Consider the following 20,498-nt stretch of genomic DNA (forward strand, 5'->3'; position numbering starts at 1 on the left):
TGCCTATTTCTTGACAGGAGTTGCGGCAACGGGCACCGGGTTTGCAGTACCTGCCGCAACGCGTGACTTCTCAGCTTCGCTGGCGCGCATCAAACGAACGCGGATGGTGAAATTGGCAACGCGTCGCTGCTCCCGGGGCGCGAGTGTGACAGTGCCTGCCACGATTTCAACCAACTCCGGCTTGGAAAACCAGGGTGTGTTGTTGCCGAGATTACGCAACAGCTCGGACACGCGCTCATTGGACTGCGCAACGCCTTGCAGCGTTACCGTCTGGTTGTCCTGGCGCATGCTCACGATGTAGACCCCATCGGGTAGCTGCTTGACCAGTTCGGTCAGCAGATGGACCGGCAAATTTCGGTCGGCCTGCAAGTCTTCAACAGCCTGCTGGCGCGCTCGCAAGGCGGTAATCTCGGATTCGAGACCGGCGATGTCCTTGATTTGGGCATCAAAACGTTTGATCTCGGTCTGCAACAGCTGATTCCGGCCTTGCTGATCGGAAATCTGGGACTGGAAGGCAAGAAAAATAATGCCGGCGAGTACGCCGCCCGCAAGGGCGGCCAACCCCAAACTAACATTAAAAACGTCTTTGCGAAGTTTGCGCGCAGCTTCGCGATGCGGCAGTAGATTGATCAATATCACTGCATGAACCTCCGCAGGGCCAGTCCGCATGACGTGAGATAAGACGGGGCTTCTCGCGTCATTTTTTTCAAACGAACCCCTTCACCAATTTCCATGCCGTCAAACGGATTGACCAACATGCAGGCGAATGTGGTGTGCTGCGTGACCGCCGCCGTCAAGCCCGGCAACGCCGCCGAACCGCCCGCCAGCATCACGTAATCAACCTTGTTGTGCGGCGTGCTGGTAAAGAAAAATTGCAGTGCACGACCGATTTCTTGCACCATGCTTTCAACAAATGGACGCAACACGCTGGCTTCGTAATCATCGGGCAGTTCACCGCTTCGCTTTTTGCTCTCAGCTTCTTCCAATGAAAAACCATACTGCCGCACGATCAATTGGGTGAGTTGGGCTCCACCAAACGCTTGATCCCGGTCGTACAGGACTTCATCATCGCGAATGACTTGCATGCTGGTGGTTTGCGCCCCGACTTCAAACAGGGCCACGATGCTGCCAACGCCTTTATGGGGAAGGTTTTCTATCAGCCGACTGGTCGCCAGGCGCGAAGCATAAGATTCCACGTCCACGATCACCGGCTTTAAGCCAGCTGCTTCGGCCAGGCCCTGGATATCCTGCACTTTTTCCCGGCGTGAAGCGGCAATGAGAACTTCCACATCGCCGGCAGAAGTGGCACTGGGCCCAACAATACAAAAATCAAGGCTCACTTCGTCCAGTGGGAACGGGATGTACTGGTTGGCCTCGGTCTCGACCTGCAATTCCAACTCTAGGTCGGACATACCACCCGGCAGCGTAATTTTTTTGGTGATGACCGCTGAGGGCGGCAAGGCCATGGCAACATTTTTGGTTTTGGTCCCGCTTTTTTTTACCAGACGGCGAACGGCATCAGCCACCTCATCGAACTTCTCGATGTTGCCGTCAGTTATCCAACCGCGCTCAAGCGGCACAATCGCACAACGTTCAAGCACCAGGTTGCCAGCTTTGTCGTGACCCAACTCGACCATTTTTACACTGGAAGAACTGATATCCAAACCCAGCATGGGGGCAGGTTGACGGCTAAACAAGGACCCCAATGAGATCAAAACTATCCCCTGAAACAGGCCAATCGAAAATCGGCGAAACTTAAGACTTCACTTCAATGCTAGCAGCAAGCCTATTGTTTCGCAAAGATTTTTCGCCGTTCTAGGGAATACCAGTGTTGCCAAAAGTAGACGCTTTTGGCTTGCTCCAGATTCAAATCGATAGGCCAGCAGGCACCTGGAAGCCAGCCGGCAACAATAGCGGATGCTTGCGCGCCAAAGCCACAAGAACATCACTTTTTATAATGACAACGAATATCCACCAAGTTTTCTATGCCCTCCAAATCACCCGCTAGCGAGACCAGCCCATCCCACAAAGCCAACTCCGGCGCAACTGCCGTGCAGTGGCTGCTGCGCATCGTGCTATGGGCCGGTGGTTTGCTACTGGCCGGCATATTGTCAATTTTGATCATCGTTGCCATTGCGATGGCAGTGGCGTTTCCAAATCTACCCGACATTTCGGATTTGTCTGATTACCGCCCCAAATTGCCTTTGCGTGTGTATTCCGTCGAAGGTGTTTTGATTGGGGAGTTTGGCGAGGAGCGCCGACACCTGACACCAATCAAGGAAATCCCAAAGGTCATGACGGATGCGGTGCTGGCCATTGAGGATGCACGTTTTTACGAACACAGCGGCGTCGATTACAAGGGCGTATTGCGCGCGGCGCTGGCCAACCTGGGGCGCATCAAGAGCCAGGGCGCCTCCACCATTACCATGCAGGTGGCACGCAACGTTTATCTGTCAACCGAAAAAACCTACACCCGCAAGATTTATGAGATGTTGCTGACCTTCAAGTTGGAGCATTTATTGACCAAGGATCAGATTCTTGAAATCTACATGAATCAGATTTTTCTGGGTAATCGTGCCTATGGTTTTGCCGCTGCTTCTGAGGCCTATTTTGACAAGCCGCTGAAAGACATCTCCATTGCAGAAGCGGCCATGTTGGCCGGATTACCCAAGGCGCCATCGGCCTACAACCCGATCAGCAACCCCAGGCGAGCCAAGGCGCGGCAGTTGCACATCATTGATCGCATGCTGGAAAACGGCTTCATCACGGAACAACAGGCGCTGACCGCCAGACAGGAAAAGCTCACCGTCAAGTCCAGTGCAGAGCACGCCAAAGTGCACGCCGAGTACGCGGCCGAGACCGTACGTCAGTTGATGTTCGCGCAGTATGGCAATGAGACTTACACCCGTGGCCTGAACGTGTACACCACTGTGCGCGCGGCCGATCAGGAGGCTGCCTACAAGTCTTTGCGGCGGGGCATCATGGATTTTGAGCGGCGCCAGATTTACCGGGGGCCGGAGGAATTCGTCTCGCTGCCGTCCGATCCGCAGGAACTTGAGGACGCCATTGACGAGGCTTTGGGTGAGCACCCTGATGACGGCGACGTGATGTCGGCCCTGGTGCTGGGTGCAGACGCCAAGAAGATCACTGCGGTACGCCTGAACGGAGAAACCGTTGAAATTACCGGCGAAGGTCTCAAGCCGGCTCAATCAGGTCTGTCGGACAAAGCGCCACCCAACATCAAGATTCGGCGCGGTGCCGTGATTCGGGTGACCAAGACGCCAAAAAATACGTGGGAAATCACGCAATTGCCGGAAGTGGAAGGTGCGTTTGTGGCGCTGGACCCGCGCAATGGCGCCATCAAGGCCTTGGTCGGCGGTTTTGATTTCCAGAAGAATAAATTTAACCATGTGACGCAAGCCTGGCGTCAACCGGGTTCCAGCTTCAAGCCTTTTATCTACTCCGCTGCCCTCGAAAAAGGCTTTACCCCGGCGACCATCATCAACGACGCCCCAATCTTTTTTAGCGCCGGTGTGACCGGAGGGCAGCCTTGGGAGCCCAAAAATTATGACGGCAAATTTGAAGGTCCCATGACGATGCGCCGGGGGCTGGCCAAGTCCAAGAACATGATCTCTATCCGCATCCTGCAAGCAGTGGGTGCACAAAATGCGCAGGACTGGATCACGCGCTTTGGTTTCGAAGCCGACAAGCACCCCGCCTACCTCACCATGGCCTTGGGTGCCGGCTCCGTCACACCCCTGCAAATGGCTTCGGCCTATTCGGTCTTTGCCAATGGCGGCTACCGCATCAATCCGTGGCTGATCAGCAAAGTGACCGAACAGAAAGGAAAAGTCCTGCTGGAAACCAAGTCACCGGTGCTCGACGAGTCGATGCGTGCCATTGATGCGCGCAACGCTTTCATCATGGACAGTTTGTTGCAGGAAGTGACCCGCACCGGCACGGCGGCCTCCGCGCAGGCGATCTTGAAGCGCCCTGACTTGTACGGCAAAACCGGCACCACCAATGATTCGGTGGATGCCTGGTTTGCGGGATTCCAGCCCACTCTGGCTGCCGTCAGCTGGATTGGTTATGACACGCCGCGCAATCTTGGCGCGCGTGAAACGGGTGGTGGCTTGAGCCTGCCGATCTGGATCCGGTTCATGCAGCAGGCGCTCGCCAATGTCGCGGTGACTGAATTGAGCGTTCCGGAGGGCGTTGTCAATTCAGGTGGCGAATGGTTTTATACCGAGTATGCCAACAGGGCTGGTGTCACCAGTGTCGGGCTCGATGAACCCTCAGGGACGCAAGACGGCAGCCAGGTGATTGAGTTGCCACCCGCCGATGAACGAAAAAAAATACTGGATTTGTTCAGGAATTAAGCACCAGCAGGCAGCCCGCCTGCTCGCTGGCACAGCGCGACAAATTGGCAAAAAACTCACCCTGGCCCTTGGTGTCAAGCCACTGCTTGTTATCAAATTTATAGTGATAGCCGCCCGACTTGGCCGCCAGCCAGATTTCATGCAATGGCTTTTGCAGATTGATGACAATCTGGCTCTTGTTTGAAAAAACCAGTGTGACCATGCTCCCGACGCGCTGGCTGTCGATATCGGCCAGCGTCTGGTCATTGATGCGGTCGCAACTGGTTTCAACCGCTTTGAGCAGATTTTCAGCGCGGTCCATGAATTCAAGGTCGTTCATTACAATTTCACCATGTTGAGATTTTTTCAAATTCTAGTCAGTACGATGGTCCTTGCCAGCAGCGCGGCAAGCCTGTCGGCTTGTGGTCAGCAAGGCCCGCTGTATTTGCCCACAGAACCAGCCATTGCGAAACGGGCCACCTGGCCCGAAACGCAGACTGCCCCGTCACCTGCCAGCTTGCCTGCCCACGCAGCCTCGGCTGCCACCCCCGTGCCCCAATGACACTCCGAAATCCTCCCGGCCAGCCCCATTTTGCCTACCGGGGCAATGAATTTTTTTGTGAAGAAATTCGCTTGAGTGATCTGGTACGAGCCCACGGTACCCCGCTTTTTGTCTATTCGAAAAGCGCCATGCTGGCGGCTCTGGCCGCTTACCAGCGCGGCTTTGCCGGGCGCAACGTGCAGATCTGTTATGCCATGAAAGCCAATCCGGCACTCGGCGTGATTCAGGTTTTTGCCGAAGAGGGCTGCGGTTTTGACATTGTCTCGGGCGGTGACATGGACCGTGTGCTGGCCGCGGGCGGTCGGGCTGACAAAATCATTTTCTCGGGCGTCGGCAAGACACGTGCGGAAATGCGGCGTGCGTTACGGGCCGGCATTGGCTGTTTCAACGTCGAGAGTGAAGCGGAACTTGAAGTTCTGAGCGAGGTGGCTTTGTCCATGGGTGTCGCCGCACCGGTGAGCATCCGCGTCAATCCCAATGTGGACCCCAAGACTCACCCCTACATTTCCACCGGTCTCAAGGACAGCAAGTTCGGCGTAGCGCATGAACGCGTGCTGCCGACCTACCAGCGGGCCGTGAAGCTGGCCGGCGTTCGGGTGGTCGGTATCGACTGCCACATCGGCTCTCAGATCACGCAGGAAGAGCCTTATCTGGATGCCGTGGACCGCATGCTGGATCTGGTGGAAGCGATTGAGGCGGCGGGCATTCCCCTTCAGCACATCGATTTTGGCGGTGGCCTGGGCATTGATTACCACGGCGAGACACCGCCCGATGCCGGGCTTCTCTGGCAAAAGCTGTTGGCTCGTCTCGATGCGCGCGGCTTTGGCCAGCGGCATTTGATGATCGAGCCGGGGCGCTCGCTGGTGGGCAATGCCGGGGTGTGTCTGTCGGAGGTGCTGTATCTCAAACCCGGTGAGCAAAAAAACTTCTGCATCATCGACGCCGCCATGAACGACTTGCCGCGCCCGGCCATGTACCAGGCGTACCACCAGATCGTGCCGTTGAACCGGCGCCCGGATGCCCCTGACACGTACGACGTGGTGGGCCCCATCTGTGAGAGCGGCGACTGGATCGGGCATGACCGCTCCCTGGCGGTGCGGTCGGGCGACCTGCTGGCGGTGCTGTCAGCAGGGGCCTACTGCATGAGCATGGCCAGCAACTACAACTCGCGCGGACGCGCGGCAGAGATTCTGGTGGACGGTGCCCAAGCCTGCGTTATTCGGCAACGTGAAACGATTGCGGATCAGATGCAAGGTGAGAGTCTGGTCGGGCGGAGACCAACGCCGCTATTTATTTGATAGTGGCATACGCATATCCCACGGGGGCTAGCGCCGAGTTTTACTTATAAAATTGACCAGTCGCCAGCCCAGCAGCGAGCCCAGAATCAGGGCGTACACCAACACCTCGGCAAAATCATTTTTGCCCGCGCGCATCCAGAAGAAATGCAGCAGCGCGAGCCCGGCAACGATATAAACCAGCCGGTGCAAACGCTGCCAGCGTTTGGCGCCAAGGGTTTTGATGGCCCGATTGAAGGATGTCGAAGCCAATGCGGTGAGCAGAACAAAAGCCGAGAAGCCCACCAGAATGAAAGGGCGCTTGGCAATGTCTCGCCCGATCTCGGTCACGTCAAACCCCATGTCAAACCAGCTGTAGCTCAGCAAATGCATGGCGACGTAGAAATACACGAACAAGCCCAGCATGCGTCGAAAACTCGCCAGCGCCGGCGTGTTGGAGATGACCCGCAGGGGCGTGACCGTCAGCACCAGGCACAGGAAGCGCAGCGTCCAGTCCCCGGTGGCCCGAACCAGCGCTTCGGCTGGATTGGCACCCAGCTGATCAAAGATCGCCCCATAAAGCAGCCAGCAAAACGGCAGCAGCGACAAGCCAAAGACGAGCGGTTTGGCCAGGCGGTGGCGCAGAAGCGGCCTCAACCACGCTGCCGGCCGCCGCGAGGCGAGCGCCGACATCAGAAAAACTTCTTGAGGTCCATGCCCGCGTAGAGCTGCCCGACCTGTGCCTCATAGCCATTGAACATCAGGGTCTTGCGCTTCTTGGCAAACAAGCCATCCTCACCGATACGCCGCTCGGTCGCCTGGCTCCAGCGCGGGTGGTCGACGTTGGGGTTCACGTTGGAGTAGAAACCATATTCATTGGCAGCGGCCTTGTTCCACGCGGTGGCGGGCGGCTTGTCGGTGAAGCGGATTTTGACCAGACTTTTGCCGCTCTTGAAACCATATTTCCAGGGCACCACCAGGCGCACCGGAGCCCCGTTTTGCTTGGGAAGCAGCTCGCCGTACATGCCGAAGCTCAGCAGGGTCAGCGGGTGCATGGCCTCGTCCAGGCGCAAAGCTTCGACATAGGGCCAATCAAGAACCCGCGAGCCGACGCCCGGCATCGTCTTGGGATCGGCCAGCGTGACAAACTCCACGTATTTGGCGCTGCCCAGCGGCTCCACTTTTTTGATCAACTCACTGAGCGAATAACCGATCCACGGAATCACCATGGACCAGCCTTCGACACAGCGCAGCCGATAAATGCGCTCTTGCTGGGCACTGAGTTTCAGCAAATCCTCCAGTGCGTATAGGGCCGGCTTTTTGACCAGCCCTTCGATTTCCACCGTCCAGGGGCTGGTCTTGAGGGTATGGGCATGGCGTGCAGGGTCTGCCTTGTCGGTGCCAAATTCGTAAAAATTGTTGTAGCTGCTGGCGTCCTTGTAAGGTGTCAGCTTGTCCATGGTGATGGCACCCGCCAAGCTCGACTTCACACTGGGTAGCGCAGGCTGCTTGCCGGGTCGGGGCGTCAGGCTGGCCTCTTGTGCATGGGCGGTGCGCGAAGCCCAGGCAGCCAGTGCCGCACCTGCGACACCGCTGGCCATCAGCTTGACAAGGGTGCGCCGTTGCTCATAAACGCGCTGGGACGTGATCTCGCTGGCGAGCGGCTGGCAAAAGCCGTCGCGATTGGTTTTGATCAGCATGGTGGTGTCCTCGTTTCAGGTGGTCGCGGGAAAACTGCTTATCTACCGTCAAACAGTAGCCGATTATTCAAGCTGACGGGCGATGATGCTGGCGTGGGGAATTAGCGCTGGCGAGCCACTTGGACCTTGAGCCGAATTGAGTTAACCTCCCACCCCTTGACCCGCAAGTGAGACTGCAGTGCGGGCAACAACTGGCGAATTTTTGCTGCGGCTGCGTTGTTGTCCAACAGCAGACACCAAACCGGGCCTTCAATGGGGCCGGCTTTGACGGCTGAAAACAAGGCTGCGGGAATGAGCGACTCAACCGCCTTGAGTCGCGCCGCCGAGTCACGTGTGAGTTCGGTCAGTCGCGCCAGCGTTGGCGAGTCCTGGCTGGCTTGCAGCAGCGAGACGGCATGGTGGCGGCGGTTCATGGATGGCTTGCTGAGGAACTATTGGAATGCAATTGATTATCACGGATGCGTGGCTCGCCAAGAGTCGTGCGATACACCTCAGTGGTACCAAGCTGGTTCTGGCTGCGTTGGTGGTCTCATTGACCTTGATAGTGCTGGCGGCGGGCGTCTACCACTATGTGTTTTTGAAGGGTGCCAGGGAGGGGTGGCCCGTCGTCGGCAACTTGCTGCGCGTGGTCGTGAAGGACGAGTTTGCCCAGCGGGACCGGTTTATGCGTGAAAACCTGGATGCCTTGGCGCGCAAGCTGGGCGAAATGCAGGCAAAACTGAGGCAGTTGGAGTCTTTGGGTGAGCGGGTCTCGGGATTGGCAGGGGTTAACCCGGTCGAGATCAAGGCCCAGACGGGTCAAGGCGGCGCGCTGGTGTCGGGTCACTCCTTGTCGATGGACGAGTTGCAGACGACGCTGGACGACCTGGCGCGCCTGACCGATCAGCGGACCGATTTGCTGACGGTGCTGGAGTCGCGTTTGTTTGAGCAGAAAATTCGCAACATGATGGTGCCGACACAGCCGCGGTCATAACAGCGACGGTAGGCTCCGCCTTTGGCTGGCGTCTGGACCCGCTGACCGGCCGTACGGCGCTGCACACCGGGCTGGACTTCCCGGCCTTTTCTGGAACGCCCATCGTCGCGGCTGCCGGTGGCGTGGTGGTAACGCAGGAGTTTCATCCCGAATACGGCAACATGATTGAAATTGATCACGGCAATGACCTCATCAGCCGTTATGCCCACGCCTCAAAAATGCTGGTTAAGAAGGGCGACTTGATCAGGCGCGGGCAGAAAATTGCCGAGGTGGGTACCACGGGCCGCTCTACGGGGGCGCATTTGCATTTTGAGGTGTTGGTGATGGGCATTCCGCAAGACCCCCAGAAGTTTCTGGCGGCCGGGCAAAACCTGGCAACGCATCAATTGGCCAAGCTGATGGCTGCTGCGCCAGCCCGGCCAAGCCGCCCAGAAAATCGGTTGGCCGGTCAAAGGTAAAATCACATCTTGGTTATCTCAGCGCTGCGTATTTCGTTCAAACGCTTGCACTTCGCGACGGTGACCCCATTTCATCCAGATTAATAAAAGGATTGCGCTGTTCTGTTGGCCCCGGTGGGCTGGCGGGTCGGTCTTGCATTCATGGCCACTAACATTCTCACCAAAATTTTCGGCAGTCGCAATGACCGCCAGCTCAAACAGTACCGCAAGAGTGTGGTGCGCATCAACGCCATGGAAGCCGAGCTTGAGAAGCTCTCTGATGAGGCGTTGCGCGGCAAGACCCAGGAGTTCAAGGATCGCATCGCCAAGGGGGAGTCCCTGGATGCCCTGTTGCCCGAGGCGTTTGCCGTGGTGCGTGAGGGTTCCAAACGTGTAATGAAGATGCGCCATTTCGATGTGCAGTTGCTCGGCGGCATGTCGCTGCACAACGGCAAGATTTCCGAAATGGGCACCGGCGAAGGCAAGACCCTGACCGCCACCATGCCGGTGTACCTCAATGCTTTGACGGGCAAAGGGGTTCACGTCGTCACGGTCAATGATTACCTGGCCAATCGCGACGCGCAGTGGATGGGCAAGCTCTACAACTTTCTGGGTTTGAGCGTCGGCATCAATCTGCCCAACATGGCGCGCGAGGAAAAGCAGGCGGCGTACCGCGCCGATATCACCTACGGCACCAACAACGAATACGGCTTTGATTACCTGCGCGACAACATGGTCTACGAGGGAGCCGACCGGGTGCAACGCGGCCTCAATTACGCCATTGTTGATGAGGTCGATTCAATCCTGATCGACGAGGCACGCACACCGCTCATCATCAGCGGCCAGGCCGAAGACCAGACTGACCTTTACATTGCCATCAATAAAGTGGTGCCCTTGCTGCAGCGCCAGGAAGGTGAAGAAGACATTCGCACCGGCGAAGGTGTCACCAAGCCGGGTGACTTCACCGTGGATGAAAAAAGTCATCAGGTTTTCTTGACCGAGCAGGGTCATGAGAGCGCCGAGCGCATTCTCTCCGAGCTGGGGCTGATTCCTGAAGGCGCCACACTGTACGACCCGGCCAATATCACGCTGATGCATCACCTGTATGCCGCGTTGCGCGCCAACCATCTGTATCACCGTGACCAGCACTATGTGGTGCAAAACGGCGAAATTGTGATCGTGGACGAATTCACGGGCCGACTGATGTCGGGGCGGCGCTGGAGCGAGGGCTTGCATCAGGCCGTGGAGGCCAAGGAGGGTGTCGCCATTCAACCTGAAAACCAGACCATGGCGTCGATCACGTTCCAGAACTACTTCCGCCTGTACGGCAAGCTGGCGGGCATGACAGGCACGGCTGATACCGAAGCCTACGAGTTCCAGGAAATCTACGGTCTTGAAACGCTGGTGATGCCACCGAACCGTCCCAGCCGACGTGACGACCAGTTGGACCGGGTCTACAAGACCACACGTGAAAAATACGAGGCGGCGATCAAGGATATCCGGGAGTGTTATGAGCGCGGTCAGCCGGTGCTGGTGGGCACGACCTCCATCGAGAACTCGGAAATCATTGCCGCGTTGCTGGACAAGGAAAAGTTGCCGCATCAGGTGCTCAACGCCAAGCAGCATGCGCGCGAGGCGGAGATCATTGCACAGGCCGGGCGCTCAAAAGTCATCACCATCGCCACCAACATGGCGGGTCGGGGTACGGACATTGTGTTGGGCGGCAACGTCAGCAAGGAGTTGGAAGCGGTGGAAGCGGATGAAACGCTGACGGCCGAACAGAAACAAAAACAGATTGACGCGATACAGGCGCAGTGGGTGCAGGAGCACGAAAAAGTCAAGGCCTTGGGTGGCTTGCGCATCATTGCAACTGAACGCCACGAGTCGCGCCGTATCGACAACCAGTTGCGTGGCCGCTCCGGTCGCCAGGGCGATCCCGGCTCGTCGCGCTTCTACCTGAGTTTGGACGACTCGCTGATGCGCATTTTTGCCGGGGACCGGGTCAAGGCGATCATGGATCGGCTCAAGATGCCCGATGGCGAGGCGATCGAAGCCGGCATTGTGACGCGCTCAATCGAGAGCGCCCAGCGCAAGGTGGAGGCGCGCAATTTCGACATGCGCAAGCAGTTGCTGGAGTATGACGACGTGGCCAACGACCAGCGCAAGGTGATTTATCAGCAGCGCAATGAAATTCTGGACGCCGGCGACCTGACAGCCCAGATTGCCTCCTTGCGTGCGGGTTGTTTCGATGATCTGGTGCGTCAATATGTGCCGGTGGAGTCGGTTGAAGAGCAGTGGGATATTGCGACCCTGGAAAAGGTTCTGGCTGACGATTGGCAGCTGAATCTGGCATTGCAGCAGCAGGTCAGCGCGGCGAGCGCAATTACCGATCATGATCTGCTGACTAGCGTGCAACAGGAGGCCGATCGGGTCTTTGCCGCCAAGGTGGAGCAGGTGGGCGGTGAAAACTTTACCCAGTTCGAGCGCATGGTGTTGCTGCAAAGCATTGACACCCATTGGCGTGAACACTTGAGTTCGCTGGACTATCTGCGCCAGGGCATTCATTTGCGCGGCTATGCCCAGAAGCAACCGAAACAGGAATACAAGCGCGAAGCATTCGAGCTCTTCAGCCAGTTGCTTGATGCCGTTAAGAATGATGTCACCAAGGTGCTCATGACCGTCAAGGTGCAATCCAGTGAGCAACTGGAACAGGCCGCTGAGGACATGGAAAGTCGGGGTGAAAGCATCGCCAATGTGACCTACATGGCACCTACTGAAACCGGCGAGGTTGAAACCATTACCGACGACGAAACCTTCAGGAAGAAATCGACCATTCCGGGCGGAAACGTTCCCCGTGTCGGTCGCAATGAGCTGTGTCCTTGCGGCAGTGGCAAAAAGTACAAACACTGCCACGGCAAGCTGGCCTGAGGCAAGTTCGCGCCACATCGATGGGCCCTGGTTGATTGCCACGGCCCATTTTTTGGGTTGAGTTTTGGATCATCTGATCCTGATTTGAAAGAGAAGTATGTCTGTCAATTTGCCTGCCCCCAACCCTGACGAGCTTTATCCGATCGCCGGCGTGCGCATCGGCGTGACTGAAGCCGGCATTCGCAAAGCCCAGCGCAAGGATTTGACCGTGGTGCTGATCGACCCGGGCGCTTCGGTGTCGGGTGTCTTCACCCAGAACCGGTTTTGTGCGGCGCCGGTGCAACTGTGCCGGCAACATCTTGCCAGCGGTGCCGGCATTCGGGCCTTGCTCATCAATACCGGCAATGCCAATGCAGGCACGGGTGAAGATGGGCGCGCCCGGGCCCTGGGCACGTGTCTGACCTTGGCGCGCAAGCTCGGCATCTCTGCGGCGCAAGTGCTGCCTTTTTCGACCGGTGTCATCCTGGAAACCCTGCCGGTTGAGCGGATTGAGGCCGGGCTGGACGGCGCGCTGGCAGACGTGCGCGAAGACAATTGGCTGCGCGCCGCCGAGGGCATCATGACCACCGACACCGTGGCCAAAGCATTTGGAACGCAGGTGCTGATTGGTGGCGCCTTGGTGAGCATCACCGGCATCAGCAAAGGCGCGGGCATGATTCGGCCCAATATGGCCACCATGCTGGGCTTTATGGCGACCGACGCCTGTGTCAGTCAGGCTGTGATGCAGCAGCTGGCGACAGAACTGGCTGAGGGTTCATTCAACCGGGTGACGGTCGATGGTGACACGTCCACCAATGACTCCTTTGTGGTGATCGCCACCAACAAAGCCAAGCATGCGCCGATTGAATCGCTGGACAGTGTTGACGGGCGAGCGCTCCGGTCCGCCATGCTCGGCGTGGCAAAAAAACTGGCGCAGGCCATCGTGCGCGATGGCGAAGGCGCGACAAAATTCATCACCCTCAAGGTGGAAGGCGGCAAGACCCAGTTTGAGTGTCGCCAGGTGGCCTATGCTGTTGCCCATTCGCCGCTGGTGAAGACGGCTTTTTTTGCCAGTGATCCCAACCTGGGGCGTATTCTGGCTGCGGTCGGCTACGCGGGAATCAACGATCTGGATCAGACGCGCATCGACCTGTACCTGGACGAGGTGCATGTGGCCACGCAGGGTGGCCGCCATCCGGCCTATCGGGAAGAAGAGGGCCAGCGCGTCATGAAGCAAAGTGAAATCACCGTGCGGGTGCTGTTGGGGCGGGGCGATGCGGCAGATACGGTCTGGACTTGTGACCTGAGTCACGACTATGTCACGATCAACGCGGACTACCGCTCATGAACGAGCAATTTGAGCACCTGCTGGCGCGTGCCGAGCAGCTGATCGGCCGGATTGAATCGGTGTTGCCACACGCGCTGACGCCGCCCGATTGGACCGCGGGCTTTGCCTATCGCTACCGCAAGCGCAGCGCTGGCCACGGTGTGCTGGAACCCGTGCGCCATGTGGGCGCCATGCGGCTGTCCGACTTGAAAGAAGTTGAGCCGCAAAAGGAAAAGATTCGCCGCAACACCCTGCAGTTCGTCAACGGCCAGCCGGCCAACAATGTGCTCCTGACCGGGGCCCGCGGTACCGGCAAGTCGTCGCTGATCAAAGCCTGTCTGAACGAATACGCGCCGCGCGGCTTGCGCCTGATTGAGGTCGACAAGGCGGATCTGGTTGATTTGCCCGATATCGTGGACGTGGTGTCGGATCGGCCCGAAAAATTCATCGTGTTTTGCGACGACCTCAGCTTTGAAGACGGTGAGCCGGGTTACAAGGCGCTCAAGTCGATCCTGGACGGCTCGGTGGCCGCCACGACCGCCAATATTCTGATTTACGCCACCAGCAACCGGCGCCATCTGCTGCCGGAATACATGCGCGAAAACCTGAGCTACAGCCACACCGATGACGGCGAAGTGCATCCGGGCGAGGGTGTGGAAGAAAAAATTTCGCTCTCCGAGCGGTTTGGCTTGTGGGTCAGCTTTTACCCCTTTAACCAGGATGAGTATCTGGCCATCGTGGCGCAGTGGTTGAGCTCGTTCGGTGTCGCTGCACCGGCGATTGAGACCGCCCGGCCAGACGCCCTGGTCTGGGCTCTGGAGCGGGGTTCACGCAGCGGCCGGGTGGCCTACCAGTTTGCGCGTGACTATGCAGGCACCCATGTCGCTGATGCATGAGCAGCGCGATGCTGGTCGCTGACGCCGCGCTGCCGCGCGAAGGTGGCGCCAATCGCGCGGTTGTTGATGTCGCGGTTGGTGTTCTGATCCGCCCAGATGGCGGCTTTTTGCTCACTTCCCGGCCAGTGGGCAAAGTCTATGCAGGTTATTGGGAGTTCCCGGGTGGCAAGCTGGAAGCGGGTGAAAGCGTGGCCCAAGCCCTGCACCGCGAGCTGCACGAAGAACTCGGCATCACCATCGGCCCGGCAATGCCTTGGCGCGTTGAAATGGTGGACTACCCCCACGCCCTGGTGCGTTTGAACTTCTGCAAGGTTTTCAACTGGATGGGCGACTTGCAGATGCGCGAAGCGCAATTGTTCGCGTGGCAACAGTTGCCGGTGCAGGTGGCACCCGTACTGCCCGGCACGGTGCCGGTGCTGCAATGGCTGGCCGCTGAACGGGGTTTCAAGGGCGCTACTTATTTGGTAGCTACTTAAGCATATTACACGGGGGCTGCGGCCCTATTTCTTATAAATCTATTGAAGTGGTTCAGCGCCGTCGGCTTGATCTTCTGGCAGGCCGCTGGCTGGCACCCGAAAGCTTTCACTGGCCCACGCGCCAAAATCCATATTTTTGCAACGCTCGCTGCAAAAAGGCCGGAACGGATTGGACGCGGCGTAGACGCTCTCACCGCCGCAGCTTGGGCACACGACGATTTTGGGCCGAGCTGGCGGCGTTTCATTGGCAGGTTTCATGATGAGCACAAGGCGAGTTCAAAAGTGGCATCTTCGCTGCTTGCATGCAGCCGGTCATCGTCTCCCTGGCGCATCAGCCGGATCGATACCATCAGACGATTGCCACTGATTTCCGGTATCAAGCCAAGCGTCGGGTCCAGGGCCAGTCGCAGAAGCTGAAAAGTGCGCCCCTGGGGCAAGCTCTGCTGAAACTGCCCGCCATTGGTGATCACTTTTTGCGGCGTACCCGAGTCACGCAGGAGCTTGAGCAGCAATTGAATCGAGTCAGCCAGCGGCGTTAAAGTGGCAATCCACCGCGCCAGATCCTGCTGGCGCTGGCCTCCTGTTTTGTGTTGCCAGGCGTAGTAGGCCGGCAGGTCGAACTCACAGGTTCCACCCGGAATCCCGACGCGGCTGCGGATGCTCATGAGCCAGTCGTTGTCGTTGAGCGATTGCCCGCATTTTCCGGGCAGGCTATTCATGGCCTGGAAACTGTTTTCCAACTTCGCAACGATCTCGTTGAGCACATCTTCGGCAATGGCAGGGTTGCCCCGGTAAGCATCGAGCGTGTGTTTTTGTTTGTCCAGGTCTTTAAGCACGTCTGACTTGAGGTCAGCGCGGGCGCCGACATCCATGATCTCGAACAGGGTCGAGAGCGCGAAGTGGTGATCCAGCGCTGACTCGCGCGAAACCAACTCCCTGAGCCGAAGAAACAGATGTTCGAGCCGTAAATAGGTGCGGATGCGCTCGTTAAAAGGGTATTCGTAAAGGATCACGCTGATTATTTTTGGTTAAGGCCTGACGGTTGGCATGATAGCCCGAAGTGACGTGCGACTTGATCGACCTCCGCGGCCAAAGCCACAAGCGACAGCCGGTCATTGAAAATAACCGCATCTGCAGCAGCCAGGCGGTGGCGGCGGCTGGCTTGTGAGGCGATGATTTTCTCCACTTCGTCGCGGGTCAAGGCATTGCGGGCCATGACCCGGCTGATCTGGGTGGCAGGCGTGCAATCCACCACCAACACCCAATCGAGTTTTTCGCGCCAAGTGGTGGATTCAACCAGCAGCGGAACATCAAAGACGATGCAGGGGTGGCCTTGACTTGCCGCCAGCAGCGTTTGTCGTTGTGTTTCGTGTCGAACCAGCGGGTGGATGATGGCTTCGAGGCGTTGCCGCGCCGTGATGTCGGCGTAGGCCAGTGCGCGCATTTTCTCCCGATCCATGGCACCCGTCGAGGTGATGAAATCCGGGCCAAAAGTTGCCGCAATCAAGGGGATGGCCGGTCCGTTCGGCGCGGTCAGATGACGTGCAATTGCATCGGCATCCACCACGGCGGCACCCAGTTCAGCCAGCAGGCGAGCCACGGTGCTTTTGCCGCTGCCAATGCCACCGGTCAACCCGAGCCGGACAAGCCCCCGCATGGTCTAGAGCCCAAACGCGCGAAGAATCGAGCCGGGGCCAAAAATCATCGCAGTCAGGCCGGCGCCGACCAGAAAAGGCCCGAAAGGAATGTAGCCACCTTCACGCAGCCCGCTGGAGAATTTCATGGCAATGCCAATCACCGCGCCAATCACAGAAGCCATCAAAATGATGGGCACCAGCGCCTGCCAGCCGAACCAGGCACCCAGCGCAGCAAACAGCTTGAAGTCGCCAAAACCCATGCCTTCCTTGCCGGTCACGAGCTTGAAGGCCCAATAAACCAGCCACAGTGACACATAACCCGCCACAGCGCCCCACAGCGCCGCTGGCAGCGCGACGGGTGTCCATTGCAGCGCAGCCGCAATCAGGCCCGCCCAGAGCAGCGGCAGGGTGATGTCATCCGGCAACAGCGTGGTGTCCCAGTCGATGCAGCCCAACGCCAGCATGGTGGCACCGAAACCGCACCAGACCAGAGCAGCGGGTGTGGCGCCCCATTTCCAGCCGCAATAAACAAACAGGGCAGCCGTTGCCAGCTCCACCAAGGGGTAACGCAGGCTGATGGGAGTCTTGCAGTTTGAACATTTTCCCCGTAAAAAGAGATAGCTGAACACCGGAATGTTTTCATACCACTGGATTTGATGGCCGCACTTCAGGCAGCGCGAGCGAGGTACGGCCAGATTGAACTTCTCTGCCGACGCCGTTTCTTTACCGGTCATTTCGGCGCACTCGGCTTTCCATTGCGCTTCCAGCATGACTGGTAGCCGGTAAATCACCACGTTGAGAAAGCTGCCTATCAACAAGCCCAGAACGCCCAGCACGGTGGCGTCAAACCACGTTGCCACCAGCATCAGACCACCTGACCCAGTTTGAAAATGGGCAGGTACATGGCCACCACAATGCCGCCAATCACGACACCCAGAATCACAATGATGATGGGCTCCATGAGGCTTGAGATGCCTGCCACCATGTCATCGACCTCGGCCTCGTAAAAATCGGCCGCCTTGCCCAGCATGTGATCAATCGAGCCCGATTCTTCACCAATGGAACACATCTGCAAGACCATGGACGGAAAGAGATTGGTATTGGTCATGGCCACTGTGAGTGCCGTGCCGGTTGAGACTTCTTGCTGGATTTTTTTGGTGGCAATCTCGTACACCGAATTGCCGGCGGCACCGCCCACGGAATCGAGTGCTTCCACCAGCGGTACACCGGCGGCGAACATGGTCGACAGGGTGCGTGTCCAGCGGGCAATGCATGATTTGTCGACCAGCACGCCAAAAATGGGCATCTTGAGCATGATGCGGTCCATCACGTGTTGCATCTTTTCGTTGCGCCGCCAGGCTTGCATGAAAAAGTAAAAGCCGCCGCCGATACCACCAAAAATCAGCCACCAGTAGCTGACGAAAATTTCGCTGATGGCAATCACCGCCAGAGTTGGCGCTGGCAGGTCGGCGCCAAAATTCGAGAACACCTCCTTGAAGGCCGGCACGACAAAAATCATGATCACAGCCGTGACCACAAAAGCGACCACCAGGACCGAAATCGGATACATCAAGGCCGACTTGATTTTGGACTTGATGGCTTCGGTTTTTTCCATGTAAACCGCCAGCCGGTCGAGCAGTTGGTCCAGAATACCGGCGGACTCCCCGGCCTCGATCAGATTGCAATAGAGGTTGTCGAAATACAGCGGGAACTTGCGAAAGGCCACACTCAATGAGGTTCCGGTTTCAACATCGGTACGAATATCGTTGAGCAGTTTGGTGACGCTGGGATTGGGGTTGCCGCGCCCGACGATGTCAAACGCTTGCAACAGCGGCACGCCGGCCTTCATCATGGTGGCGAGTTGGCGCGTGAAGATGGCGAGGTCTTTGGGCCTGATGGATTTCCCGGCGCGCATCCGGCGTTTCTTGATCTTGGTTGACATGACGCCCTGGCGACGCAGCATGGACTGAACCTGGTGCTCGCCAACCGCTCGGGTTTCCCCGCGTACCTGCTTGCCATTGCGGTCCTTGCCTTCCCACTCAAAGACAAATTCCTTGATTTTTTTTGACTTTTCAGTTGCCATGGGTCTCTTTAATTAAGGGATCATTCGTTGGTCACGGCGAGCACTTCTTCGAGCGAAGTCAGGCCCAACTTGGCTTTGTGCAGCCCGGCTTGCCGCAGCGATCGCACACCTTCGCGTTTGGCTTGCTCGGCGATTTCTAGCGCGCTGCCATCACGCAGGATGATGCGTTGAATCTCTTCGCTGACCGGCATCACTTGATAAATTCCTACGCGTCCTTTGTAGCCGTTGTTGCACATGGAGCAACCCACCGCCCGGTAGCTGATCCAGGGCGCCTGGAGTTCATCGTCTTGGTAGCCGGCATCAATCAAGGCCTTTCGGGGAATCTCGATCGGGGCTTTGCAGTTCGGGCACAGGCGCCGCGCGAGCCGCTGCGCCGTGATCAGGATCACGCTGGACGCAATGTTGAAAGGGGCAATACCCATGTTGCGCATGCGCGTCAGTGTGGTGGGTGCGTCGTTGGTGTGGAGCGTGGAGAGCACCAGGTGACCGGTCTGGGCGGCCTTGATCGAGATGTCCGCCGTTTCAAGATCGCGAATTTCACCGACCATGATGATGTCGGGGTCTTGCCTCAGAAATGATTTGAGCGCGACCGCAAAGGTGAGCCCGGCTTTGTCGTTGACGTTAACCTGGTTCACGCCCGGCAAATTGATTTCGCAAGGGTCTTCGGCCGTCGCGATGTTGACCCCCGGCTTGTTCAGCATATTCAGGCAGGTGTACAGCGAGACGGTCTTGCCCGAGCCGGTCGGCCCGGTGACCAGGATCATGCCGTACGGTCGCCCAATGGCCTGCAGCAGCCTTTCTTTTTCCTCGGGCTCGTAACCCAGTGCTTCAATGCCCAGCTTGGCGCTGCCGGGGTCCAGTATGCGGATCACAATTTTTTCGCCGAACAGCGTGGGCAAGGTGCTGACCCGGAAGTCGATCACCCGTTCCGGGCCAATCTTGAGCTTCATCTTGCCGTCTTGCGGGACGCGTTTTTCAGAGATGTCCATTCTGGAAATCACCTTGATGCGCGACGCCAGCTTGTCCTTGATGGCAATCGGAGGCGAGGCGATCTCTCTCAGTTCCCCGTCAATACGGAAGCGGACACGGTAGTTGTGCTCATACGGTTCAAAGTGCAGATCGGACGCGCGCATGCTGAAGGCGTCCAGCAGCATCTTGTGTAAAAACTTGACAACCGGCGCGTCCTCAACTTCGGAGTTTGACGTGTCCGAGCTTTCCGTCAAGGCTTCGGTCGAAACCTCATCGAACTCGAAGTCGTCCCCAATGATGTGCTCCATCGTTTCCGACGCGGTGATGGCGTTGGCGGTGACCAGTTGCAGCAGCTTGTCGTATTCGGCAACGACCCAGTCAACGCCCAACTGGGTGGCAAACTTGATCTTTTCGGCCGCCTGGCTGTCGGAGGGGTCAGCGGTCGCAACGATCAGCCTGTTATTTCGTTTGCTCAAGACCACCACGCGGTAGTCTTGGCAGATTTTTCCGTCCAGCAAGCCCCTGGGCAGGCGTTGCGGGTCAATGGCGGCCATGTCCACCAACGGCGCTGCATAGGCTGTCGACATAGTGTGCGCCAGGTCAGAGGCCGACACAGCGCCCGAGCCGGTGAGCTCGGCAATAAAGCTGGTGCGGGCGCTCTGGGCTTTGCGGTAGATTTCTTCTGCTGATTTTTGCCCCAGTTTGCCCGCCAGGATGAGGGCGCGGCCCAAGCCCGGAAGGGCTGTGGCGGGGGATTCTCGAGACGAGGTGTCGACAGCAGTCATAGATCGAGAATGTACTACGACAGGAAGTGATTTATGGGGTCGGCGCCGAATGATTGTTCGACGCAATCAAAAGGCGGCCAGGTCAGGCTGTGACTTGGCGCTGCTTCAGGAATG

Annotated in this window: 19 protein-coding genes and 1 pseudogene; 8 read left to right on the top strand and 12 right to left on the bottom strand. The window is 57.9% G+C overall.

Going from position 1 to position 20,498, the window contains the following annotated elements; genetic code table 11:
* Nucleotides 1-3: 3 nt before the first annotated feature.
* Nucleotides 4-639, bottom strand: a complete 636-nt coding sequence (locus WA157_RS05985; RefSeq protein WP_422620097.1) for a PilN domain-containing protein — start codon at nt 637-639, stop codon at nt 4-6.
* A complete protein-coding gene (locus WA157_RS05990) occupies nt 636-1,715 on the bottom strand; it encodes a pilus assembly protein PilM (RefSeq protein WP_422620098.1) in 1,080 nt (359 codons plus the stop codon). Before WA157_RS05990 ends, WA157_RS05985 begins: the two co-directional genes overlap by 4 nt.
* Before the next feature lie 270 nt (nt 1,716-1,985).
* On the opposite strand from WA157_RS05990, the gene WA157_RS05995 reads away from it, so the two are divergent.
* Nucleotides 1,986-4,379, top strand: a complete 2,394-nt coding sequence (locus WA157_RS05995; protein ID WP_422620099.1) for a penicillin-binding protein 1A — start codon at nt 1,986-1,988, stop codon at nt 4,377-4,379.
* On the opposite strand, the gene cyaY is transcribed toward WA157_RS05995, so the two are convergent.
* Nucleotides 4,369-4,698 (bottom strand): iron donor protein CyaY, encoded by a 330-nt coding sequence (cyaY, locus tag WA157_RS06000; RefSeq protein WP_422620100.1) that lies wholly within the window; start codon nt 4,696-4,698, stop codon nt 4,369-4,371. The genes WA157_RS05995 and cyaY overlap by 11 nt on opposite strands.
* 12 nt (nt 4,699-4,710) lie before the next feature.
* On the opposite strand from cyaY, the gene lptM reads away from it, so the two are divergent.
* Together lptM and lysA are read left to right on the top strand one after the other, a co-directional pair.
* Nucleotides 4,711-4,920 carry an LPS translocon maturation chaperone LptM gene (gene lptM / locus WA157_RS06005; RefSeq protein WP_422620101.1) on the top strand — a complete coding sequence of 70 codons (210 nt, stop codon included), beginning with the start codon at nt 4,711-4,713 and terminating at the stop codon, nt 4,918-4,920.
* A complete protein-coding gene (lysA, locus tag WA157_RS06010; protein ID WP_422620102.1) occupies nt 4,917-6,218 on the top strand; it encodes a diaminopimelate decarboxylase in 1,302 nt (433 codons plus the stop codon). Before lptM ends, lysA begins: the two co-directional genes overlap by 4 nt.
* Nucleotides 6,219-6,245: 27 nt before the next feature.
* On the opposite strand, the gene WA157_RS06015 is transcribed toward lysA, so the two are convergent.
* The 3 genes from WA157_RS06015 to WA157_RS06025 form a co-directional block, all read right to left on the bottom strand.
* Nucleotides 6,246-6,851 (bottom strand): sulfite oxidase heme-binding subunit YedZ, encoded by a 606-nt coding sequence (locus tag WA157_RS06015; protein WP_422620103.1) that lies wholly within the window; start codon nt 6,849-6,851, stop codon nt 6,246-6,248.
* Between the two features lie 35 nt (nt 6,852-6,886).
* A complete protein-coding gene (gene msrP / locus WA157_RS06020; RefSeq protein ID WP_422620104.1) occupies nt 6,887-7,894 on the bottom strand; it encodes a protein-methionine-sulfoxide reductase catalytic subunit MsrP in 1,008 nt (335 codons plus the stop codon).
* A gap of 101 nt (nt 7,895-7,995) precedes the next feature.
* On the bottom strand, nt 7,996-8,307 hold the full coding sequence (locus WA157_RS06025) for a hypothetical protein (RefSeq protein ID WP_422620105.1): 312 nt from the start codon (nt 8,305-8,307) through the stop codon (nt 7,996-7,998).
* A gap of 26 nt (nt 8,308-8,333) precedes the next feature.
* On the opposite strand from WA157_RS06025, the pseudogene WA157_RS06030 reads away from it, so the two are divergent.
* The 5 genes and pseudogenes from WA157_RS06030 (at nt 8,334) to WA157_RS06050 (ending at nt 14,910) form a co-directional block, all read left to right on the top strand.
* A pseudogene (locus WA157_RS06030) lies at nt 8,334-9,325 on the top strand (M23 family metallopeptidase).
* 141 nt (nt 9,326-9,466) lie between these two features.
* Entirely contained in the window at nt 9,467-12,232 is a 2,766-nt protein-coding gene (gene secA / locus WA157_RS06035; protein WP_422620106.1) for a preprotein translocase subunit SecA, read from the top strand.
* Nucleotides 12,233-12,329: 97 nt separating this feature from the next.
* The gene (argJ, locus tag WA157_RS06040) at nt 12,330-13,559 is read left to right on the top strand and encodes a bifunctional glutamate N-acetyltransferase/amino-acid acetyltransferase ArgJ (RefSeq protein WP_422620107.1); all 1,230 of its coding nucleotides are present in this window, start codon (nt 12,330-12,332) and stop codon (nt 13,557-13,559) included.
* Complete coding sequence (locus WA157_RS06045; RefSeq protein ID WP_422620108.1) at nt 13,556-14,434, top strand: ATP-binding protein; 879 nt, start codon at nt 13,556-13,558, stop codon at nt 14,432-14,434. Before argJ ends, WA157_RS06045 begins: the two co-directional genes overlap by 4 nt.
* Nucleotides 14,431-14,910, top strand: a complete 480-nt coding sequence (locus tag WA157_RS06050; RefSeq protein WP_422620109.1) for an NUDIX domain-containing protein — start codon at nt 14,431-14,433, stop codon at nt 14,908-14,910. Before WA157_RS06045 ends, WA157_RS06050 begins: the two co-directional genes overlap by 4 nt.
* A 39-nt stretch (nt 14,911-14,949) precedes the next feature.
* Here WA157_RS06050 and WA157_RS06055 read toward each other — a convergent pair whose 3' ends face one another.
* From WA157_RS06055 to pilB, 6 genes are read right to left on the bottom strand one after another with little or no spacing between them, the layout of a single operon-like run.
* On the bottom strand, nt 14,950-15,168 hold the full coding sequence (locus WA157_RS06055; RefSeq protein WP_422620110.1) for a DNA gyrase inhibitor YacG: 219 nt from the start codon (nt 15,166-15,168) through the stop codon (nt 14,950-14,952).
* Nucleotides 15,165-15,923 carry a cell division protein ZapD gene (zapD, locus tag WA157_RS06060; protein ID WP_422620111.1) on the bottom strand — a complete coding sequence of 253 codons (759 nt, stop codon included), beginning with the start codon at nt 15,921-15,923 and terminating at the stop codon, nt 15,165-15,167. Before zapD ends, WA157_RS06055 begins: the two co-directional genes overlap by 4 nt.
* A 5-nt stretch (nt 15,924-15,928) precedes the next feature.
* The gene (gene coaE, locus WA157_RS06065; RefSeq protein ID WP_422620112.1) at nt 15,929-16,567 is read right to left on the bottom strand and encodes a dephospho-CoA kinase; all 639 of its coding nucleotides are present in this window, start codon (nt 16,565-16,567) and stop codon (nt 15,929-15,931) included.
* Between the two features lie 3 nt (nt 16,568-16,570).
* The gene (locus tag WA157_RS06070) at nt 16,571-17,413 is read right to left on the bottom strand and encodes a prepilin peptidase (RefSeq protein ID WP_422620113.1); all 843 of its coding nucleotides are present in this window, start codon (nt 17,411-17,413) and stop codon (nt 16,571-16,573) included.
* Nucleotides 17,413-18,630, bottom strand: coding sequence for a type II secretion system F family protein (locus WA157_RS06075; protein ID WP_422620114.1), 1,218 nt, complete (start codon nt 18,628-18,630; stop codon nt 17,413-17,415). The genes WA157_RS06070 and WA157_RS06075 overlap by 1 nt, the downstream gene beginning before the upstream one ends.
* 20 nt (nt 18,631-18,650) lie before the next feature.
* Nucleotides 18,651-20,384, bottom strand: a complete 1,734-nt coding sequence (pilB, locus tag WA157_RS06080) for a type IV-A pilus assembly ATPase PilB (protein WP_422620115.1) — start codon at nt 20,382-20,384, stop codon at nt 18,651-18,653.
* Nucleotides 20,385-20,498: the final 114 nt, after the last annotated feature.

It is taken from the genome of Rhodoferax ferrireducens (assembly GCF_049302455.1).
Classification (GTDB): Bacteria; Pseudomonadota; Gammaproteobacteria; order Burkholderiales; family Burkholderiaceae_C; genus Rhodoferax; species Rhodoferax ferrireducens_B.